At 61.5% G+C, this 16,835-nt stretch carries 13 protein-coding genes; 11 read left to right on the top strand and 2 right to left on the bottom strand.

The features are described from left to right. Positions 1-47: 47 nt before the first annotated feature. Positions 48-485 carry an HdeA/HdeB family chaperone gene (locus HKX24_RS02300; RefSeq protein WP_276153778.1) on the bottom strand — a complete coding sequence of 146 codons (438 nt, stop codon included), beginning with the start codon at positions 483-485 and terminating at the stop codon, positions 48-50. A gap of 252 nt (positions 486-737) precedes the next feature. Here HKX24_RS02300 and HKX24_RS02305 point away from each other — a divergent pair, with 252 nt between their 5' ends. The 11 genes from HKX24_RS02305 (at position 738) to HKX24_RS02355 (ending at position 16,092) form a co-directional block, all read left to right on the top strand. Further along, entirely contained in the window at positions 738-1,685 is a 948-nt protein-coding gene (locus tag HKX24_RS02305) for an ABC transporter permease (protein WP_271692732.1), read from the top strand. After that, positions 1,682-2,497 (top strand): ABC transporter permease, encoded by an 816-nt coding sequence (locus tag HKX24_RS02310; RefSeq protein ID WP_067268208.1) that lies wholly within the window; start codon positions 1,682-1,684, stop codon positions 2,495-2,497. Before HKX24_RS02305 ends, HKX24_RS02310 begins: the two co-directional genes overlap by 4 nt. Further along, positions 2,494-4,095 carry a dipeptide ABC transporter ATP-binding protein gene (locus HKX24_RS02315; protein WP_271692733.1) on the top strand — a complete coding sequence of 534 codons (1,602 nt, stop codon included), beginning with the start codon at positions 2,494-2,496 and terminating at the stop codon, positions 4,093-4,095. The genes HKX24_RS02310 and HKX24_RS02315 overlap by 4 nt, the downstream gene beginning before the upstream one ends. Before the next feature lie 222 nt (positions 4,096-4,317). After that, entirely contained in the window at positions 4,318-5,277 is a 960-nt protein-coding gene (locus tag HKX24_RS02320; RefSeq protein WP_067268205.1) for a TAXI family TRAP transporter solute-binding subunit, read from the top strand. A gap of 101 nt (positions 5,278-5,378) precedes the next feature. Continuing rightward, positions 5,379-8,132 carry a TRAP transporter permease gene (locus tag HKX24_RS02325; RefSeq protein ID WP_271692734.1) on the top strand — a complete coding sequence of 918 codons (2,754 nt, stop codon included), beginning with the start codon at positions 5,379-5,381 and terminating at the stop codon, positions 8,130-8,132. 12 nt (positions 8,133-8,144) lie between these two features. Beyond that, positions 8,145-8,576: a universal stress protein gene (locus HKX24_RS02330; RefSeq protein WP_271692735.1), complete on the top strand. Its 432-nt coding sequence runs from the start codon at positions 8,145-8,147 to the stop codon at positions 8,574-8,576. 67 nt (positions 8,577-8,643) lie between these two features. After that, the gene (locus HKX24_RS02335) at positions 8,644-9,726 is read left to right on the top strand and encodes a carbon-nitrogen hydrolase family protein (protein WP_136720276.1); all 1,083 of its coding nucleotides are present in this window, start codon (positions 8,644-8,646) and stop codon (positions 9,724-9,726) included. Positions 9,727-9,792: 66 nt separating this feature from the next. Continuing rightward, on the top strand, positions 9,793-12,528 hold the full coding sequence (locus HKX24_RS02340) for an aminotransferase class I/II-fold pyridoxal phosphate-dependent enzyme (protein WP_271692736.1): 2,736 nt from the start codon (positions 9,793-9,795) through the stop codon (positions 12,526-12,528). 17 nt (positions 12,529-12,545) lie between these two features. Then, positions 12,546-14,003, top strand: coding sequence for a biotin carboxylase (locus HKX24_RS02345; RefSeq protein ID WP_271692737.1), 1,458 nt, complete (start codon positions 12,546-12,548; stop codon positions 14,001-14,003). A 17-nt stretch (positions 14,004-14,020) separates the two neighbouring features. Next, positions 14,021-14,992, top strand: coding sequence for a C45 family peptidase (locus tag HKX24_RS02350; RefSeq protein WP_209216969.1), 972 nt, complete (start codon positions 14,021-14,023; stop codon positions 14,990-14,992). Further along, positions 14,989-16,092 (top strand): CaiB/BaiF CoA-transferase family protein, encoded by a 1,104-nt coding sequence (locus tag HKX24_RS02355; protein ID WP_276153779.1) that lies wholly within the window; start codon positions 14,989-14,991, stop codon positions 16,090-16,092. The genes HKX24_RS02350 and HKX24_RS02355 overlap by 4 nt, the downstream gene beginning before the upstream one ends. Positions 16,093-16,142: 50 nt before the next feature. On the opposite strand, the gene HKX24_RS02360 is transcribed toward HKX24_RS02355, so the two are convergent. Beyond that, positions 16,143-16,703 (bottom strand): type 1 glutamine amidotransferase domain-containing protein, encoded by a 561-nt coding sequence (locus HKX24_RS02360; RefSeq protein WP_271692739.1) that lies wholly within the window; start codon positions 16,701-16,703, stop codon positions 16,143-16,145. Between the last annotated feature and the right edge of the window lie 132 nt (positions 16,704-16,835).

The raw sequence follows: 16,835 nt of genomic DNA on the forward strand, positions 1-16,835 counted from the left end.
AGGGCGCGCCGTGAGGCGCGCCCTTTGTAATTATATGCGAAGACCTATTAGTCTTTGCCACGCATGCCAGCAGCGGCTTCGCTTACCAGCGCGTCAGGGTTCTGGTTGCAGACGACCATGAAGTCTTCCATTTCCTGCTGCATGTCCGTGTCGGCCATCACGTCGGCGTCTTCGGAATCTTCAACGGCTTTGGTGTTGTCGATCAGGGAATCTTCGGCCTCTTCGGAATCTGTCGCTTCTTCAGCGGAGATGTCGCTCGGCTCGGAACCGTCGCTCTTGGTTTCGGTGATCATGGAGCCACCGTGGCCGCCATCTTCCAACTCGGCGATTGCCATGGAAGCGACTTTCATTTTGTCGTCATCGCTGAGTTCTTGGTACTGCGCGCAGGTCATGGTTGCCATATCCATGTGAGCAGCGGCGAAGGCGGGTGCGGAAACGGTGCCTAGAAGGCCGGCGATCGCAAGTGTTTTCAAAGTCGTTTTCATTTTCATTCTCCAGTTTTGTCTGTTCTCCCGAAGACAACACCGCATAACGGATATGGTTCCAGCGCATAGCAATAAGGCACAGGAAAACCGCGTTCTGAGCGTATAAGGCTCTGTCATTGCTGGATTCTTTCGATAGCGGTCCAGCGCGGAAATCACAGCGGCACTTAAAAAATCAGCATTTTTGTCCTTCTTGCCGGGGAAACTGCACGCGGGCTCTGGACCCTCCCGAGCGTGCCGCCTAACCTCCGCGCTATGTTGCGCTATGCGTTGAAAAGATTTCTCTCCTTGCTCATCAGTCTCGCGGTTGCGTCGCTGGTGATTTTCATGGTGATCGAGGTCGCCCCCGGCGATCCGGCCTCCTTTATGCTGGGCTTGAATGCCCAGCCCGAAACGCTGGCCGCGCTGCGCAGTGAACTGGGGCTCGATCAGTCCCGGCCAGAGCGTTATCTGGAATGGGTCGGTGGCATGTTGCAGGGGGATTTCGGTACCTCCTACACCTATCGCACCCCGGTGACCGAGATGATCGGCGACCGGCTTTGGGTCTCTGTGCCATTGGCGCTTTATGCGCTTTTCCTCTCTGTCATCGTGGCCTTTCCGGCGGGCATCTATGCCGCCTCGCGCCGCGGTAGGGCGGGGGATGTGGGCGTGATGGGGGCGACGCAATTGGGCGTGGCGGTGCCGAACTTCTGGTTCGCCATGATCCTCGTGCTGATCTTTTCGATCAATCTGCGCTGGTTTTCGGCAGGCGGTTTCGTCGGTTGGGACAAGGGGCTTTTCGCCGGGCTGCACGCGCTGACCCTACCTGCCATCGCGCTGGCTTTGCCGCAGGCGGCGATCCTCGCACGGGTCATGCGCTCGGCCCTGCTGGATGTGCTGGGCGAAGATTTCATGCGCACCGCGCGGGCCAAGGGGCTGACGGCGCGGCAGGCGCTTTGGCGGCACGGGCTGCGCAATGCGCTGATCCCGGTGCTGACCATCATCGGGCTGCAGTTCTCCTTCCTGCTGGCCGGGTCGATCATTATTGAGCAGGTCTTTTACCTGCCGGGGCTCGGGCGGTTGGTGTTTCAGTCGATCTCGGCACGAGACCTGATCGTGGTCGAGTCGGTCGTGATGCTTTTGGTCTTTTCGGTGATCTTGGTGAACTTCCTTGTCGATCTGGCCTATGCCGCCGTCGATCCCCGGTTGAGGGCCCGCGCATGAACCGCAACCTGTTCCTTGGGGCCGTGCTGACCTCGGTCTTTCTGCTGGCCGCGCTGATCTCCTTTGTCTGGACACCCTATGACTATGCCGGGCTTGATATCGCGAACAAGCTGCGCAGCCCGTCGTTGGCGCATCCGATGGGGACGGATCACTTTGGCCGCGATATTCTGAGCATGATCATGGTCGGCGCGCGCACCTCTATCGCCGTGGCGCTGGTGGCGGTGGGCATTGGCATGGGCGTGGGGGTGCCGCTGGGGCTTTGGGCTGCGGCACGGCGCGGCAGCCTTGTGGATGAGGTCATCATGCGCGGCAATGATCTGGTCTTTGCCTTTCCGGCCATTGTCATCGCCATTCTGATTACGGCGGTCTTTGGCGCCGGGGCGATCAATGCGATCATCGCCATCGGCATCTTCAACATTCCCGTTTTCGCGCGCATCACCCGCGGTGCGGCGCTGTCGCTGTGGCAGCGGGAGTTCATCATGGCGGCACGGGTGGCAGGCAAATCCGCGGCGCGTATCTCGTTCGAGCATATCCTGCCCAATGTCGCCAACCTGCTGATCGTGCAGGGGACCATCCAATTCTCTCTTGGCATCCTCGCCGAGGCGGGGCTGAGCTATGTGGGCCTCGGTGCGCAGCCGCCGGTACCCTCTTGGGGCCGGATGCTGGCCGATGCGCAGACCATGGTCAGCATCGCGCCGCATATGGCCCTGATGCCGGGTTTCGCAATCATCCTGACGGTGCTGGGGCTGAACCTGATGGGTGACGGGCTGCGCGACCTGCTTGATCCCCGCCTGAGGGTGGCACGCACATGACGCTTCTTTCTGTCTCCAACCTTTCGCTCTCTATCCACGGGCTGCGCATCCTCGACGGGGTGACCTTTTCCGTCGCACCGGGAGAGATCGTGGCCGTGACCGGGGAAAGCGGCTCTGGCAAGTCGATGACCGCGCTGGCGGCGATGCAGCTGCTGCCCAAGGGCGCGACGACGACCGGGCATATCATGCTGGGCGAGGACGATCTGACCCAGATGGACGAGGCAGCGCTTTGCGATATGCGCGGCAATGACATCGGCATGGTGTTTCAAGAGCCGATGACCGCGCTGAATCCGGTGCAGACTATTGGCCGCCAAGTCGCCGAAACGATCCGCGTGCATGAGCCGAGCGTCTCCCGGGCCGAGGCCGAGGCCCGCGCCGCCGATACGCTGACCCGCGTCGGCCTGCCCCAAGACCGCTTCCCCCTGTCGCGCTATCCGCATGAGCTGAGCGGTGGGCAGCGCCAGCGGGTGGTGATCGCCATCGCCATCGCCCTGCGCCCCCGTCTGCTGATCGCCGATGAGCCGACCACCGCGCTGGATGTCACCACGCAGGCGCAGATCCTCGCCCTGCTGACGCGTTTGGCGCGCGAAGACGGCATGGGGCTGTTGATGATTACTCATGACCTTGCCGTCGTGGCGGATATGGCCGACCGGATCATCGTCATGCGCAAGGGGCAGATCGTTGAACAGGGGGATACGCAGGCCCTGCTGCACAACATGCAGCACCCCTATACCAAAATGCTTTTCGACGCCTCCCGCCATGAGGTGAACCTGCCCGCACCGCCCGCGCCTGAGCCTCTGCTAGAGGTCAAAGGCGTCTGCCGCGACTACCATCTGCCGCGCAAGAAACTCTTCGGCGCGCCCGGCACGTTCCGCGCGGTGGACAACCTCAGCTTTACCCTGAACCGGGGGGAGCGTTTGGGGCTGGTCGGGGAATCCGGTTGCGGGAAATCGACCCTGACCCGGGCGATTTTGGGGCTGGAGCCGGTGCAAGAGGGCAGTATCACTGTCGATGGCCAGCCGGTCTTTACCGGGACGCAGCCGAACCTCGCCGTGCGCCGCAAGATGCAGGTTGTGTTCCAAGACCCTTTCGGTAGCTTCAACCCGCGCCACCGGGTTGACCGTTTGGTGACCGAGCCTTTCCACCTGCTCGACACCCCGCTGCAGGGGGCCGACCGAACCCGCGCGATCGACGAAGCCTTGACCGCCGTGGGACTGCGCCCGGCGGATGCACGGAAATACATTCACGAATTCTCCGGCGGGCAGCGCCAGCGGATCGCCATTGCCCGGGCGCTGATCATCCGGCCCGAGTTGATCCTTTTCGATGAGGCGGTCAGCGCGCTTGATGTCTCGGTCCGGGCGCAGATCCTTGATCTGCTGGCCGATCTTTGCAGCCATTATGACCTGACCTATCTCTTCATCTCGCATGACCTGTCGGTGGTGCGCACGGTGACAGATCGCGTGCTGGTGATGCAGTCCGGCAAGATCGTCGAGGCGGGAGAGACCGCGAAGGTCTTTGACGCGCCGCAGCACGCCTATACCAAATCGCTGATCGCCGCCGCGCCGGTTCTGCCTGACCTGCCCCAGCCCGTCGGCTAGGCTTTGCGGCCCTTTGTGTCAGCCGCATTGATTGCGATGAAAAACCGACCTAACGTGAAATCGGGGATTCCCGCCACAGGGGCATGTCTGCTCGCGGTCTGAATGGCGTGTGAAGAATTTCCTAGCCCAGTCAATTGCCTGAAGGCTGCGGCGCTCTACTTGTGCATGCAATGGTGTCCGCCTAAAGGGTGGTCCGCCAATTATAACAATGGGAGACATCTTATGAAAATGTTCAAAATGCTCGCGATGACCGGTGCCATGGTGGCCGGCACTGCGGCTATGGCGCAGGAAAAATTCATCACCATCGGCACCGGTGGTCAGACGGGCGTTTACTTTGTCGTCGGTCAGTCGATCTGCCGTCTGGTGAACCGCGGCACCGCGGATCACAACCTGAAGTGCACCGCCCCCTCCACCGGCGGGTCGATCGCCAACATCAACGCGATCAAAGCGGGCGACATGGACATGGGCGTGGCCCAGTCCGACTGGCAGTTCCACGCCTACAACGGCTCCTCCCAGTTCGAGGGTGACAAGTTCGACAACCTGCGCGCGGTCTTCTCCGTGCATGGTGAGCCCTTCAACGTCATCGCCCGTGCCGACAGCGGCATCGAGTCCTTCGACGACCTTAAAGGCAAGCGCGTCAACATCGGCAACCCCGGTTCCGGTCAGCGCGCCACCATGGAAGTCGTGATGGACGCCAAAGGCTGGACGCTGGACGATTTCGCACTGGCCTCCGAGCTGAAACCGGCTGAGCAAGCCGCCGCTCTGGGCGACAACAAGGTGGATGCGATCATCTACACCGTGGGCCACCCCAACGGTTCGATCCAAGAAGCCGTGTCGACCGTTGATGCCAAGCTGATCCCCGTGGACGGTGACGCGATCCAAGGTCTGATCGACGACAATCCCTATTATGCCGAGGCCACCGTGCCGGGCGGCATGTATAAGGGCACCGACGAAGACGTGAAAACCTTCGGCGTGAAAGCCACCTTCGTGACCTCTGCCGATGTTGACGACGAAGTCGTTTATCAGGTGGTCAAGGCGGTCTTTGACAACTTCGACCGTTTCAAGCGTCTGCACCCTGCCTTTGAGAACCTGACCCAAGAGGAAATGATCTCGGGCGGTCTTTCCGCGCCGCTGCACCCCGGCGCCGAGAAGTATTACAAAGAGCAAGGTTGGCTCGAGTAATCTATCCGTGACATGATAGCTCTGGCGGCGGTACGCTGCCGTCAGAGACCCGAAAAACAATATGCGCATCCACCCCAAGGTGGAGCCGACAGGGGGACGATATGTCTGAGAAGGACCAGCAACAGGCGGCGGCTGTCGAAACCGCCGCGACCGGTGACCGGGGGGGGTTGAGCCAGGCGGAACTGGACGAACTTGTCGCTTCTTCTGATACGGGTGGGCGTTCGGTCGGTGGTTTGATGGGCACATTGCTGCTGCTCGTCGCGCTGGCATGGTCCCTGTTTCAGCTCTACATCGCGTCGCCCATTGGTCTTTTCAACGATACGCTGGCCCGCTCCATTCACCTTGGCTTTGCTGTATTCCTTGGCATCATGGTGTTTCCAGCCACGCGCACGAGTTTTCAGGTGGCGCTTGGCGTCATCGTGCCCATCGTTCTTGCCGCGCTTTTTATGGTGAGCACCAAGGACTCGACCGCCATCTGGTGGATCCCGATCCCCGCGCTCTTCGTTATTGCCACAGTACTCCTCGGCTCGCCCAAGAACCGCGTTCCGATCTGGGAATGGGCCTTGGCCATCGTCGGTACATTCTGCGCGCTCTACCTCTTTATCTTTTACCGTGACATCGCCAACCGCGTCGGCGCGCCGATCCTGCCAGACTATATCGCAGGGGTTACCGGTCTATTAATCCTGCTCGAAGCCACCCGCCGCGCTCTTGGGCCTGCGCTGATGATCGTGGCGAGCGTCTTTCTTTTCTACACCGTGCTTGGCCCCTATATGCCAAGCATCATCGCGCATAAGGGCAACAGCCTTTCCGAGATCGTGAACCACCAGTGGATCACGACCGAAGGTGTCTTTGGCATCGCGCTTGGCGTGTCGACCTCCTTCGTCTTCCTCTTCGTGCTTTTCGGCTCGCTGTTGGACCGTGCGGGGGCGGGTAACTACTTCATTCAAGTCTCCTTCAGCCTCATGGGCCACATGCGCGGCGGTCCGGCCAAAGCTGCCGTTGTGGCCTCGGCCATGACCGGCCTGATCTCGGGCTCATCCATCGCCAACGTGGTGACCACGGGCACCTTCACCATCCCGCTGATGAAGAAGGTGGGCTTCAACTCAGAAAAGGCCGGCGCGGTCGAGGTGGCCTCTTCTGTCAATGGGCAGATCATGCCGCCCGTCATGGGGGCTGCGGCCTTCCTGATGGTCGAATATGTCGGCATTCCCTATTTCGACGTGGTCAAACACGCCTTCTTGCCTGCGGTGATTTCCTACATCGCGCTCGTGTACATCGTGCATCTTGAGGCGATGAAGGCCGGGATGCAGGGCCTGCCGCGCGCCTATACGCCCAAGCCGCTGGTGCAGCAGCTTATCGGTATCGCCTTTGCGATCATCGCGATCTGCGCGCTGTCCTTTGCGGTTTACTACCTGATGGGCTGGATTCGCCCGGCCTTCCCCGAAACGGCGGGCTATATCATCTTTGTCTTCCTCACGGCGGTCTATGTTGGCCTACTTTATGTTGCGAGCCAGGAAGAACCGCTTGAGATGGAAGACCCCAACGCCGAGGTGACGACCCTGCCGATGCCGGGGCCCACTGCGCGTTCCGGTCTGCATTTCATCCTGCCTGTCGTGGTGCTGGTCTGGGCGCTCATGGTCGACCGCCTGTCGCCCGGCCTCTCGGCCTTTTGGGCCGCGGCCTATATGATCTTCATCCTGCTGACGCAGCGCCCGCTCATGGCGATGTTCCGGGGGGAGAGCCAGTTCGTCAACGATGTCAAAGCCGGGTTCCTTGACCTGATCGACGGTCTGGTCACCGGCGCGCGCAACATGATCGGCATCGGCATCGCCACGGCAACAGCAGGCATCATCGTCGGCGCGGTCAGCCAGACCGGTGTCGGCTCGGCGCTTGCGGATGTGGTCGAAGTGCTCTCGGGCGGCAATATCCTTGCCATCCTGTTCCTGACCGCGGTCCTGTCGCTGATCCTTGGAATGGGCCTGCCCACCACGGCGAACTATATCGTCGTCTCGGCGCTCCTAGCGCCGGTGATCGTGACGCTGGGCCAGCAGAACGGGCTGATCGTGCCGCTGATCGCGGTGCATCTCTTCGTCTTCTACTTCGGCATCATGGCCGATGTGACCCCGCCGGTGGGTCTGGCGAGCTTTGCCGCCGCCGCCGTTTCGGGCGGTGATCCGATCCGCACCGGGCTGGTCGCCTTCTTCTACTCCCTGCGCACCGCGGCGCTGCCGTTCCTGTTTATCTTCAACACGGAACTGCTGCTGATCGGGGTCACATGGGGGCAGGGGCTGTTCATCTTTGTGGTGGCCACCGTGGCCATGCTGCTTTTCGCGGCGGCGACCCAAGGCTTCTTTCTGGCCCGCAACCGTTTCTATGAAACCATCGCGCTGCTGCTTATCGCCTTTACCCTGTTCCGCCCGGGCTTTTGGATGGACATGATCTATCCCCCCTATAGCGAGGAAGCCCCGACCGAGATCGTTCAGGCCGCCGAAGAAACCCCTGCGGGTGAACGGCTGCGGCTGCGCATCTCGGGCGTGAACGATCTGGGCGATCCGCTGGAGTTCGTGGCGCTGCTGCCCATCGGCGAAGGTGAGACCGGTGCCGAGAAGTTGGAGGCCGCGGGTCTCATGTTCCGCGAGGATGGCGACAAGATGATCATCGACGATGTCCTCTACGACAGCCCGGCCCAGGGCGCGGGCCTCGATTGGGACCAAGAGGTGCTGCGGGTGCTGAAACCGATGCCACAACCCAGCAAGTACTGGATGTTCATCCCCGCCCTGCTACTTCTGGCGCTGGTGGTGTTCTTGCAACGGGGCCGTGCCGCGCAGGCCCCCCGTAAGCCCGCGACAGCCTGAGGAGGGCGCATCATGTTCGATAACATTCTGCTGACCGTTGATCTGAGCGACCCGAAATCATGGGAAAAGGCGCTGCCACAGGCGATCGACATGATCCGCCTGTCCAAGGGTACGCTGCATATCCTCTCGGTCGTGCCGGACATGGGCACGCCACTGGTCGAAGGGTTCTTCCCCGTGGACTATGAAAAACAGGCCACAGGCCGCGCGGCCAAGGCGCTTGAACAGCTGGTCGAGCGTGAGGTGCCTGATGACGTAAAGGTGAAGCAGCATCTGAAATTCGGCAAGATCCACCGTGAGGCGCTGAAAACGATAAAGAAATCAAACGCCGATCTGGTGGTCATGGGGTCCGAGCACCCCGACAGCCTGCGCGAATTCCTCGTCGGCTCCAACGCCGACCGCATTGTGCGTCGTTCCCCTGTTTCCGTTCTGGTCGTGAGGGCGTAAGACACGTGCGTCGCGGAGATAGGCAAGGAAATGGTCCATTGCGCCGCGTAGTTCGGAGTATTCACGCATGACCCCTTTCGCGATTGCCGGCGTGCAGATGTACGTCAATGCCTTGCAGCCCAATGTCGAGGGCATGATCCAGCGGCTCGACATTCTGATGGCGCGTTTCCCTTGGACGCAGATGGTGCTGTTCTCCGAACTGGCACCTTTCGGCCCGCTCGACCGGTTTGCCCTGCCGCCCGAGAATGAGACGATCGAACAGTTTCAGGCCGCCGCGCGGCGGCATCGGGTCTGGCTGATCCCCGGTTCGATGTTCCTCAAGCATCCCGAGGATGGCCGCGTGTATAACACTTCGGTCGTTATCAACCCAGAAGGCGAAGTGGTGCGCCGCTATGCCAAGATGTTCCCCTTCCGGCCCTATGAGGCCGGGATCGCGGCGGGCAATGAATTCTGTATTTTCGATGTGCCGGATGTGGGCCGCTTTGGCCTGTCGATCTGCTATGACATGTGGTTCCCCGAAACGACGCGGCAGTTGACCTCGCAAGGGGTTGAGGTGCTGCTGCACCCGGTGCTGACCGGCACCACCGACCGCGATGCGGAACTTGCCATCGCGCGCGCCACGGCGGCGCAGTTCCAGTGCTATATCTTCGACGTGAATGGCCTCGGCGCCGGGGGCGTGGGCCGGTCCTGCGTGGTTGATCCGACTTCGATGGTGCTGCACCAATCGGCGGGGCAAGAGGATATGTTCCCGATTGAGATCGACCTCAACATGGTGCGCCGTCAGCGTGAGACGGGGATGAAGGGGCTGGGCCAACTGCTCAAATCCTTCCGCGACCGCCCGACAGACTTCCCGGTCTATGACCGTGACAGCGGCGCGGATGCCTTCCTGCACACCCTTGGCCCGCTTGAAATTCCGCAACAGGGCAGCCGCGCGGGGCTGCATGTCGATGTGCCCGCCCAGCAGGTGCCTGCCGAGATCCCGACCTATAAGGGCAAGAACGGTTTCCCGCCTGAGCCGCTTGCCAGCCCCACCGCCGGGACGGCGCCCGAGGTGGCCCAGACACCGGCGCCCGTGGCCCCGGCTGCGGGCACGCCCGACCCACAGACAACGCCCGACACGCCCGGGCAGAACGACAATACCAGCGGCTAGGCCGGGGTTAGGTTCGCGCAAAGCGCTACCTGACGCATCGGTCGGCCCTCCAGCAGAGGACGACTGATGCATTCTATGAACGACTATTCCTCGGCCATTCAACTGCGGTCGGATCGGTGGAGCGCCCTGCGCGCCGCCGCCGCCGCCATGTCACGCGATCCGAAAGGCAAGAACGCGGCGCAGGGGCGCAAGGAAATTGAGGCGCTGTTTGAGTCACTGGCCCTGATTGAGCCCTATTGGGCCTTTCCGGGCATGTCCGCCTTTGACCACATGCGCCGCCAGTTCGCCCATGGCAATTTCGAGGATCTGGCCTTTGCCGTGAACCGGGTAACCCGGGCGCTGACCACCGGCGCCTATCGCCGCCGCACCATCCCGTTGGAACGCGACAGTCTAGATCAGGACGAGCATGACGACGAGGCGATGCTGCCGCCCGAGGCGCGGGCGCTGGCGAAACCCTATTTCGAAGTGCTGATCGTCGACAATGTGAACGAACAGCAGGAACGCTGGCTGCGCAGCAATGTCTCCCGCATGCGCCGGACCGAAGACCCGTTCATCTACGAAGCCGTCGTGGTGCCCAGCCTTGAAGACGCGCTGATCGCGGTGATGTTCAACCACAATATCCAAGCCATCGTCGTCCGCCCCGGGCTCACATTGAAATCGAAAGTCGATCAACAGATCCTGACCCGCTACCTCGCCCGCGCGGGCGGGCAGGATGAGATCGATGCGCTGCAACCCGAAAGCTATGGCCCAGAGCTTTGCCGCATGATTGCCAAGGTCCGGCCCGAGCTTGATGCCTATCTGGTCACCGAACGCTCGGTCGAGGATATCGCCGGGCTCGATCTGGGGATTTGTCGCCGCGTCTTCTACAACCAAGAAGACTTCATGGAGCTGCACCTCAACATCCTGCGCGGCGTGCAGGCGCGCAACAAGTCGCCCTTCTTCACTGCGCTGGTGGAATATTCCAAACAGCCCACCGGCGTCTTCCACGCCATGCCGATCAGCCGTGGCAAGTCGATCACCCGCAGTCACTGGATTCAGGACATGGGGGCGTTCTACGGCCCCAACATCTTCCTTGCAGAGACTTCCGCCACCTCCGGCGGGCTGGATAGTCTCTTGGAGCCGCACGGTCCGATCAAGGAGGCGCAGGAATTGGCAAGCCGCGCCTTCGGCTCTAAACAGACGTTTTTCGCCACCAATGGCACGTCGACCTGCAACAAGATCGTGGTGCAGGCGTTGGTGCGGCCCGGCGACATCGTGTTGGTCGACCGCGACTGCCACAAGAGCCACCACTACGGCATGGTGCTCGCCGGCGCGCAGGTGAGCTATCTCGACAGCTATCCGCTTAACGAATACTCGATGTACGGCGCGGTGCCGCTGCGCGAGATCAAGGAGCGGCTCTTGGAGCTTAAGGCGGCGGGCAAGCTCGACCGGGTGCGGATGCTCTTGCTGACCAACTGCACCTTCGACGGGCTGGTCTATAACGTCGAGCGGGTGATGGAGGAATGTCTGGCGATCAAGCCCGACCTCATCTTCCTTTGGGACGAGGCATGGTTCGCTTTTGCCCGGTTTAGTCCCACATATCGCCAGCGCACCGCGATGAACGCGGCCAATACCTTGCGGGCGAAGTTCAAGTCAGAGGCCCATGCCGCCGCCTATGAGGCGCAGCAAAAGACCCTGAAGGACGCGGATGATGAGACCCTGCTCAACACCCGGCTGATCCCCCCGCCGCGGGCGCGGGTGCGGGCCTATGCCACGCAATCGACCCACAAGACGCTGACCTCGCTGCGGCAGGGCTCGATGATTCACGTCAACGATCAGGACTTCAAAGGCGAGGTCGAGCAGAGTTTTCACGAAGCCTATATGACCCACACTTCGACCTCGCCGAACTATCAGATCATCGCCTCGCTCGACGTGGGGCGGCGTCAGGTCGAACTCGAAGGGTTTGAATTCGTGCAACGACAGGTCGAAGCGGCGATGTCGATGCGTCGCGCGATCAGCGAACACCCCCTCTTACGCAAGTATTTCAAAGTGCTCTCCGCCGGGGACATGATCCCCGAACAGCACCGCGAAAGCGGCGTCACCAGCTACTATGACGTTGAGCAGGGCTGGACCGACATGTGGGATTGCTGGGAGCAGGATGAATTCGTGCTCGACGCGACCCGCGTGACCTTGGCCGTGGGCGGCACGGGCTGGGATGGCGATACCTTCAAGACCCAGATCCTGATGGACAAATACGGCATCCAGATCAACAAGACCTCGCGCAATACCGTGCTGTTCATGACCAACATCGGCACCACGCGCTCTTCGGTCGCCTATCTGATCGAAGTGCTGGTGGAGATCGCCAAGTCGCTCGACGATCTGCTGGACGATGCCAGCCGGATGGAGCGACTGTCGTTCGATCGGCGGGTCAAGAACCTGATGGAAGACTACCCGCCCCTGCCGGATTTCAGCTGTTTCCACGACGCTTTCCGCGCCGCCGACACGCCCGAGGGCGACATTCGCACGGCCTTTTTCCTCGCCTATGATGAGAAGAACTGCGACTACCTCGACCTCAACGGCTCGCTGCAAGAGGCGATGGACGCGGGCGACACGGTGGTCTCGGCCAGCTTCATCATTCCCTATCCGCCCGGTTTTCCGATTCTCGTCCCCGGACAGGTCGTCAGCCAGGAAATTCTCGACTTCATGCGCGCGCTCGATGTCAGCGAGATCCACGGATACCGGCCCGATCTGGGCCTGCGCGTCTTTACCGCGGAGGCATTGAAACGCGTGCGCGGCAAAGACCTTTCCTCTTCACCCGTTTGATTAAAAGGACCAACGACATGGCAAAAATTCTCAAGAATATCTCTGAAATCCGCCGGTTCTTTCACCGGAACGAAGACCCGGTCTATTTCATCTCGGCCACCAACTTTAACCTGTTGGGCTTGGACGAATGGGTGAAGAATTTCAAATATATCTGCTACATCGATTGCTACGGCGGCAAGCATCCCAACGTGTTTTGCCCCTCGGAACAGCCCCATGCGGAGTTCCAGAGCATTGAGGACATCAACAATTACCTGCTGCAGCACAAGGAGGTCATCGACTTCATCAAGCGCCGCGGCGGCAAGCCCAAGTTCGTCTTCCTGATGTTCGACGAAGAGACCGAGCGTCTGAGCAAGGAGCTGGGCGCCGAGGTCTGGTTCCCGAAAGCCAAGCTGCGCCAGTCGATGGACAACAAGATCGAGACCGTGCGCATCGGCAACAAGGCTGGTGTGCCTTCGGTGCCTAATACGCTGAGCGAGGTGAAAAGCTACGACCATCTGCGCGAGATCTGCGAGAAGGCGGATCTCGGCCACGATCTTGTGCTGCAATCGGCCTATGGCGACAGCGGGCATACCACCTTCTTCATCAAGTCCGAGGCCGATTTCCGCCGCCACGAGAGCGAGATCGTGGGCGAGGGCGAGATCAAGATCATGAAGAGGATCGACTGCCGTGGCGCAGCGATTGAGGCCTGCGCCACCAAGGAAGGCACCATCGTTGGGCCGCTGATGACCGAACTGGTCGGCTTCAAGGAGTTGACCCCCTATCGCGGCGGCTGGTGCGGCAACGAGATCCTCGCCACCGCCTTCCCGCCCAAGGTTCGTGAGAAGGCGCGCGATCTGACCTTCAAGTTCGGCGAGCAGCTGCGCAAAGAAGGCTATCGCGGCTATTTCGAGCTCGACTTCCTGATCGATAAGAAGACCGGCGACCTGTGGTTGGGGGAGTTGAACCCGCGCATCACCGGGGCGAGTTCCATGACCAACCACGCGGCCTTTGCCCATGCCGATGCGCCGCTGTTCCTGTTCCACCTGCTGGAGTTCAGCCGCAAGAAGTTCACCCTCGACGTGGATGAGTTGAACGCCCGCTGGGCCGATCCGGACAATATCGACGGTTGGAGCCAGATGGTCATCAAACACACCGAAGACAGTGTCGACATCTGCACCGAAGCGCCCGAAACCGGGATTTACAAGATGAAGGAAGACGGCAGCGTGGTCTTTGACCGTTTCGACTATCACCGCCGCGCGGTCGAGAGCGAGAACGAGGCCTTCTTCCTGCGCATCCTGCAACCGGGTGACTATCGCTACGAGGGCGCGGATATTGGCATCCTCGTGACGCGGGGTCGGTCGATGACCAAGTCTTTCCAGTTGAACGAACGCGCGAAAAAGTGGATTCATGGGATCAAACGCAGCGTGGATGGCAAACCCTTGCCCACCGCCTCTGCCGGTCCAGAGCTTTCTGATCCGGCGTTCAAGATCCTGTAACGAGTTGAAAGGCCGCGATGTACTGGCGCGCATTGTCCGAAGACCAGCCCGGCCCGAAATGGGCCGGTCTCTTTGCGGCCTATTGGCCTGATTATCACGCATGGTGGTTGAAGGAAGGGGAGGCCGCGCGCCCGACCTATGCCCAATGCCGCCGTGCGCTGGCCCAGCATATGCCTGAGATGCTTCCGCTATATGACCAGCTTTGCAGTCTAGCAGGCGGCGGCGATCACGCGGCGCGCTTCCTTAGTTTCTATTGCCCGCCGCCCTATCTCTCGGCCTGTTCGCAGGCGATCTGGGCGGGGAAAGAGCCGGTCATGGTGCGCAACTATGACTATAACCCCAATGCCTTTGACGCGATGGTGCTGCGCACCGGCTGGCAGGGGCGGCAGGTCATGGGTACCTCCGACGGGCTTTGGGGGCTGGTCGACGGGGTGAATGATGCAGGGCTGTCGATCTCGCTGACCTTTGGCGGGCGGCGTGTGGTGGGCGAGGGCTTCGGCGTGCCGCTGATCCTGCGCTATGTCTTGCAGACCTGCGAAACCGCGCAGGAGGCGGGCGAGGTGCTGGCGCGGGTGCCCACGCATATGAGCTACAACGTCACCGTACTCGACCGAAAGCGCAGTTACCTGACAGCCATGATGGCCCCCGATCGTCCCGCTGTCATCACCCGCGCCGCGGTGGCGACCAACCATCAAGAGAATGTGGAGTGGATCAGCCACGCCCGCTTTACCGCCACGGTCGAGCGGGAGCGCTACCTGTTGCAACGTCTGCGTCTGCACCGCGACCCGGAGGAAAAGTTCATCGGCGCCTTCCTCAAGCCGCCGCTTTATTCCACGGCCTTCAACGCCGGGTTCGGCACGCTTTACACCGCCGTCTACCGTCCGCGCAAACGCGAGATGGAATTGCGCTGGCCCGGCACGACATGGGCGCTGTCGCTGTCTGATTTCACCGAAGGGGCGCGGCAGGTCTTGGTGCCGGGGGCGGCATGAGCGGGGCGGCGCGCAAAGGGCCGCTGTCCTCGCTCAGGGTGGTGGAGTTTTCCGGCCTTGGCCCCGCGCCGCTGGCGGGGCAACTGCTGGCCGATCTAGGCGCGGATGTAATCACGATTGACCGCAACGCCGCCCCGGCGGACCCGTCGGACATCAACCGGCGCGGCAAGCGGTCGGTGGTGTTGAACCTGAAAACCGCCGAAGGGATCGCCGCGGCAAAGGCGCTGATCGCTTCTGCCGATGTGCTGATCGAAGGGTTTCGCCCCGGCGTGATGGAACGTTTGGGCCTTGGCCCTGACGTCTGCCCCGAGGCTCTGATCTATGGCCGCATGACCGGCTGGGGCCAGACCGGCCCATGGGCGCAGACGGCGGGGCATGACATCAATTATCTGGCTCTAACAGGGGCACTTCATGCCATAGGCCGCGCCGATGCGCCCCCGGTGCCGCCCCTGAACATGGTGGCGGATTACGGCGGCGGGACGATGTTCTTGCTGTTCGGTATCCTTGCTGCCGTCATCGAACGCGGAGTGACCGGTAAGGGCCAAGTCGTCGATGCCGCGATGGTCGATGGGGTGCCTGCGATGATGGGGCTGATCCATGGCATGCTGGCCCAAGGCGCGTGGACCGAAAAGCGTGCCGCCAATTGGCTCGACGGGGCTGCGCCGTTTTACCGTTGCTACACCTGTGCGGATGGGAAATTCATCTCGGTCGGGGCTTTGGAGCCGCAGTTCTACGCGATCCTGTTAGAGAAGTTGGGCCTGCCTGCGGAGCTTGCCGAGAGCCAGAACGACAGGACGACATGGGAGGCGCGCATCGCTGAGTTCTCCGCGATCTTTGTTACCCGCGCCCGGGACGACTGGGCGGCGCATTTTGACGGCTCGGATGCCTGCGTGGCCCCGGTGCTGAGCTTTTCCGAAGCGCCGGATCATCCGCAGATGGCGGCGCGGGGCAATGTGGTGAGGGCGAATGGCGTGTTGCAATCAGGCCAAGCGCCGCGGTTTGACGGTTCCGCGCCACAGATGCCTAGCCCCCCACGGGCCATCGGCGCGGATACCGATGCGGTACTTGCCGAACTCGGTGTAAGTTTGGGCCGCGCATGAAAAACCCCCGGCCATAAGACCGGGGGTAAATCCGAGAACCAAAGTAAGGCTCAGGCCGCTTTGCGGTCGTGTTTGCCCTCTTCGATTTCCTCGACGATCTTGGCGACGAAAGCGTCGAGATCCTTGGGCGAGCGGCTGGTCACGATGCCTTGGTCGGCCACCACTTCGCTGTCTTCGTAATGCGCGCCGGCATTCTTCACATCCGTCGCGATGGAGGGGAAGGAGGTCGCCTTGCGGCCCTTGATGATGCCCGCCTCGATCAGCAGCCACGGGGCGTGGCAGATGGCGGCGACGGTTTTGCCGCTGTCGTGGAACTTGCGGATCAAAGCCACTGCGTCTTCGTTGGCGCGCAGCAGGTCGGGGTTTATCTGGCCACCGGGCAGCACGATGCCTTGGTAGTCGTCGACATTCACGTCCTGAAGGGCGAGGTCTGCGGGCACGGTGTTGCCCCAGTCATCTTCGTCCCAACCCTTGATCTCATTGCCGTCGGGCGTGGCCACATGGACGGTGGCGCCGCGGTCGCGCAGATCGTTCAGGGGTTTTTCCAGTTCGGACTGCTCAAAGCCATTGGTGGCGAGGATCAGGATCTTTGCATTGGTGATATCGGTCATTGCTTTCTCCTTTGTCATTTCTGCTAGACCAACGGTCTGCATGGCCGCCTGTTCCCCTCACATTCGCGCGAGGGCGATGATCCGCCGGTGCAGATGCGCCACAGGGCGGTGAATATTTGTTGATACGTCAAA

Source organism: Sulfitobacter sp. M85 (assembly GCF_029285915.1).
In the GTDB taxonomy this organism is placed as follows: Bacteria; Pseudomonadota; Alphaproteobacteria; order Rhodobacterales; family Rhodobacteraceae; genus Sulfitobacter; species Sulfitobacter faviae.

Excerpts from the sequence above, each read along its gene's own strand:
- HKX24_RS02300 (WP_276153778.1), bottom strand. The coding sequence starts at position 485 with ATGAAAACGACTTTGAAAACACTTGCGATCGCCGGCCTTCTAGGCACC.
- HKX24_RS02305 (WP_271692732.1), top strand. The coding sequence starts at position 738 with ATGTTGCGCTATGCGTTGAAAAGATTTCTCTCCTTGCTCATCAGTCTC.
- HKX24_RS02310 (WP_067268208.1), top strand. The coding sequence starts at position 1,682 with ATGAACCGCAACCTGTTCCTTGGGGCCGTGCTGACCTCGGTCTTTCTG.
- HKX24_RS02315 (WP_271692733.1), top strand. The coding sequence starts at position 2,494 with ATGACGCTTCTTTCTGTCTCCAACCTTTCGCTCTCTATCCACGGGCTG.
- HKX24_RS02320 (WP_067268205.1), top strand. The coding sequence starts at position 4,318 with ATGAAAATGTTCAAAATGCTCGCGATGACCGGTGCCATGGTGGCCGGC.
- HKX24_RS02325 (WP_271692734.1), top strand. The coding sequence starts at position 5,379 with ATGTCTGAGAAGGACCAGCAACAGGCGGCGGCTGTCGAAACCGCCGCG.
- HKX24_RS02330 (WP_271692735.1), top strand. The coding sequence starts at position 8,145 with ATGTTCGATAACATTCTGCTGACCGTTGATCTGAGCGACCCGAAATCA.
- HKX24_RS02335 (WP_136720276.1), top strand. The coding sequence starts at position 8,644 with ATGACCCCTTTCGCGATTGCCGGCGTGCAGATGTACGTCAATGCCTTG.
- HKX24_RS02340 (WP_271692736.1), top strand. The coding sequence starts at position 9,793 with ATGCATTCTATGAACGACTATTCCTCGGCCATTCAACTGCGGTCGGAT.
- HKX24_RS02345 (WP_271692737.1), top strand. The coding sequence starts at position 12,546 with ATGGCAAAAATTCTCAAGAATATCTCTGAAATCCGCCGGTTCTTTCAC.
- HKX24_RS02350 (WP_209216969.1), top strand. The coding sequence starts at position 14,021 with ATGTACTGGCGCGCATTGTCCGAAGACCAGCCCGGCCCGAAATGGGCC.
- HKX24_RS02355 (WP_276153779.1), top strand. The coding sequence starts at position 14,989 with ATGAGCGGGGCGGCGCGCAAAGGGCCGCTGTCCTCGCTCAGGGTGGTG.
- HKX24_RS02360 (WP_271692739.1), bottom strand. The coding sequence starts at position 16,703 with ATGACCGATATCACCAATGCAAAGATCCTGATCCTCGCCACCAATGGC.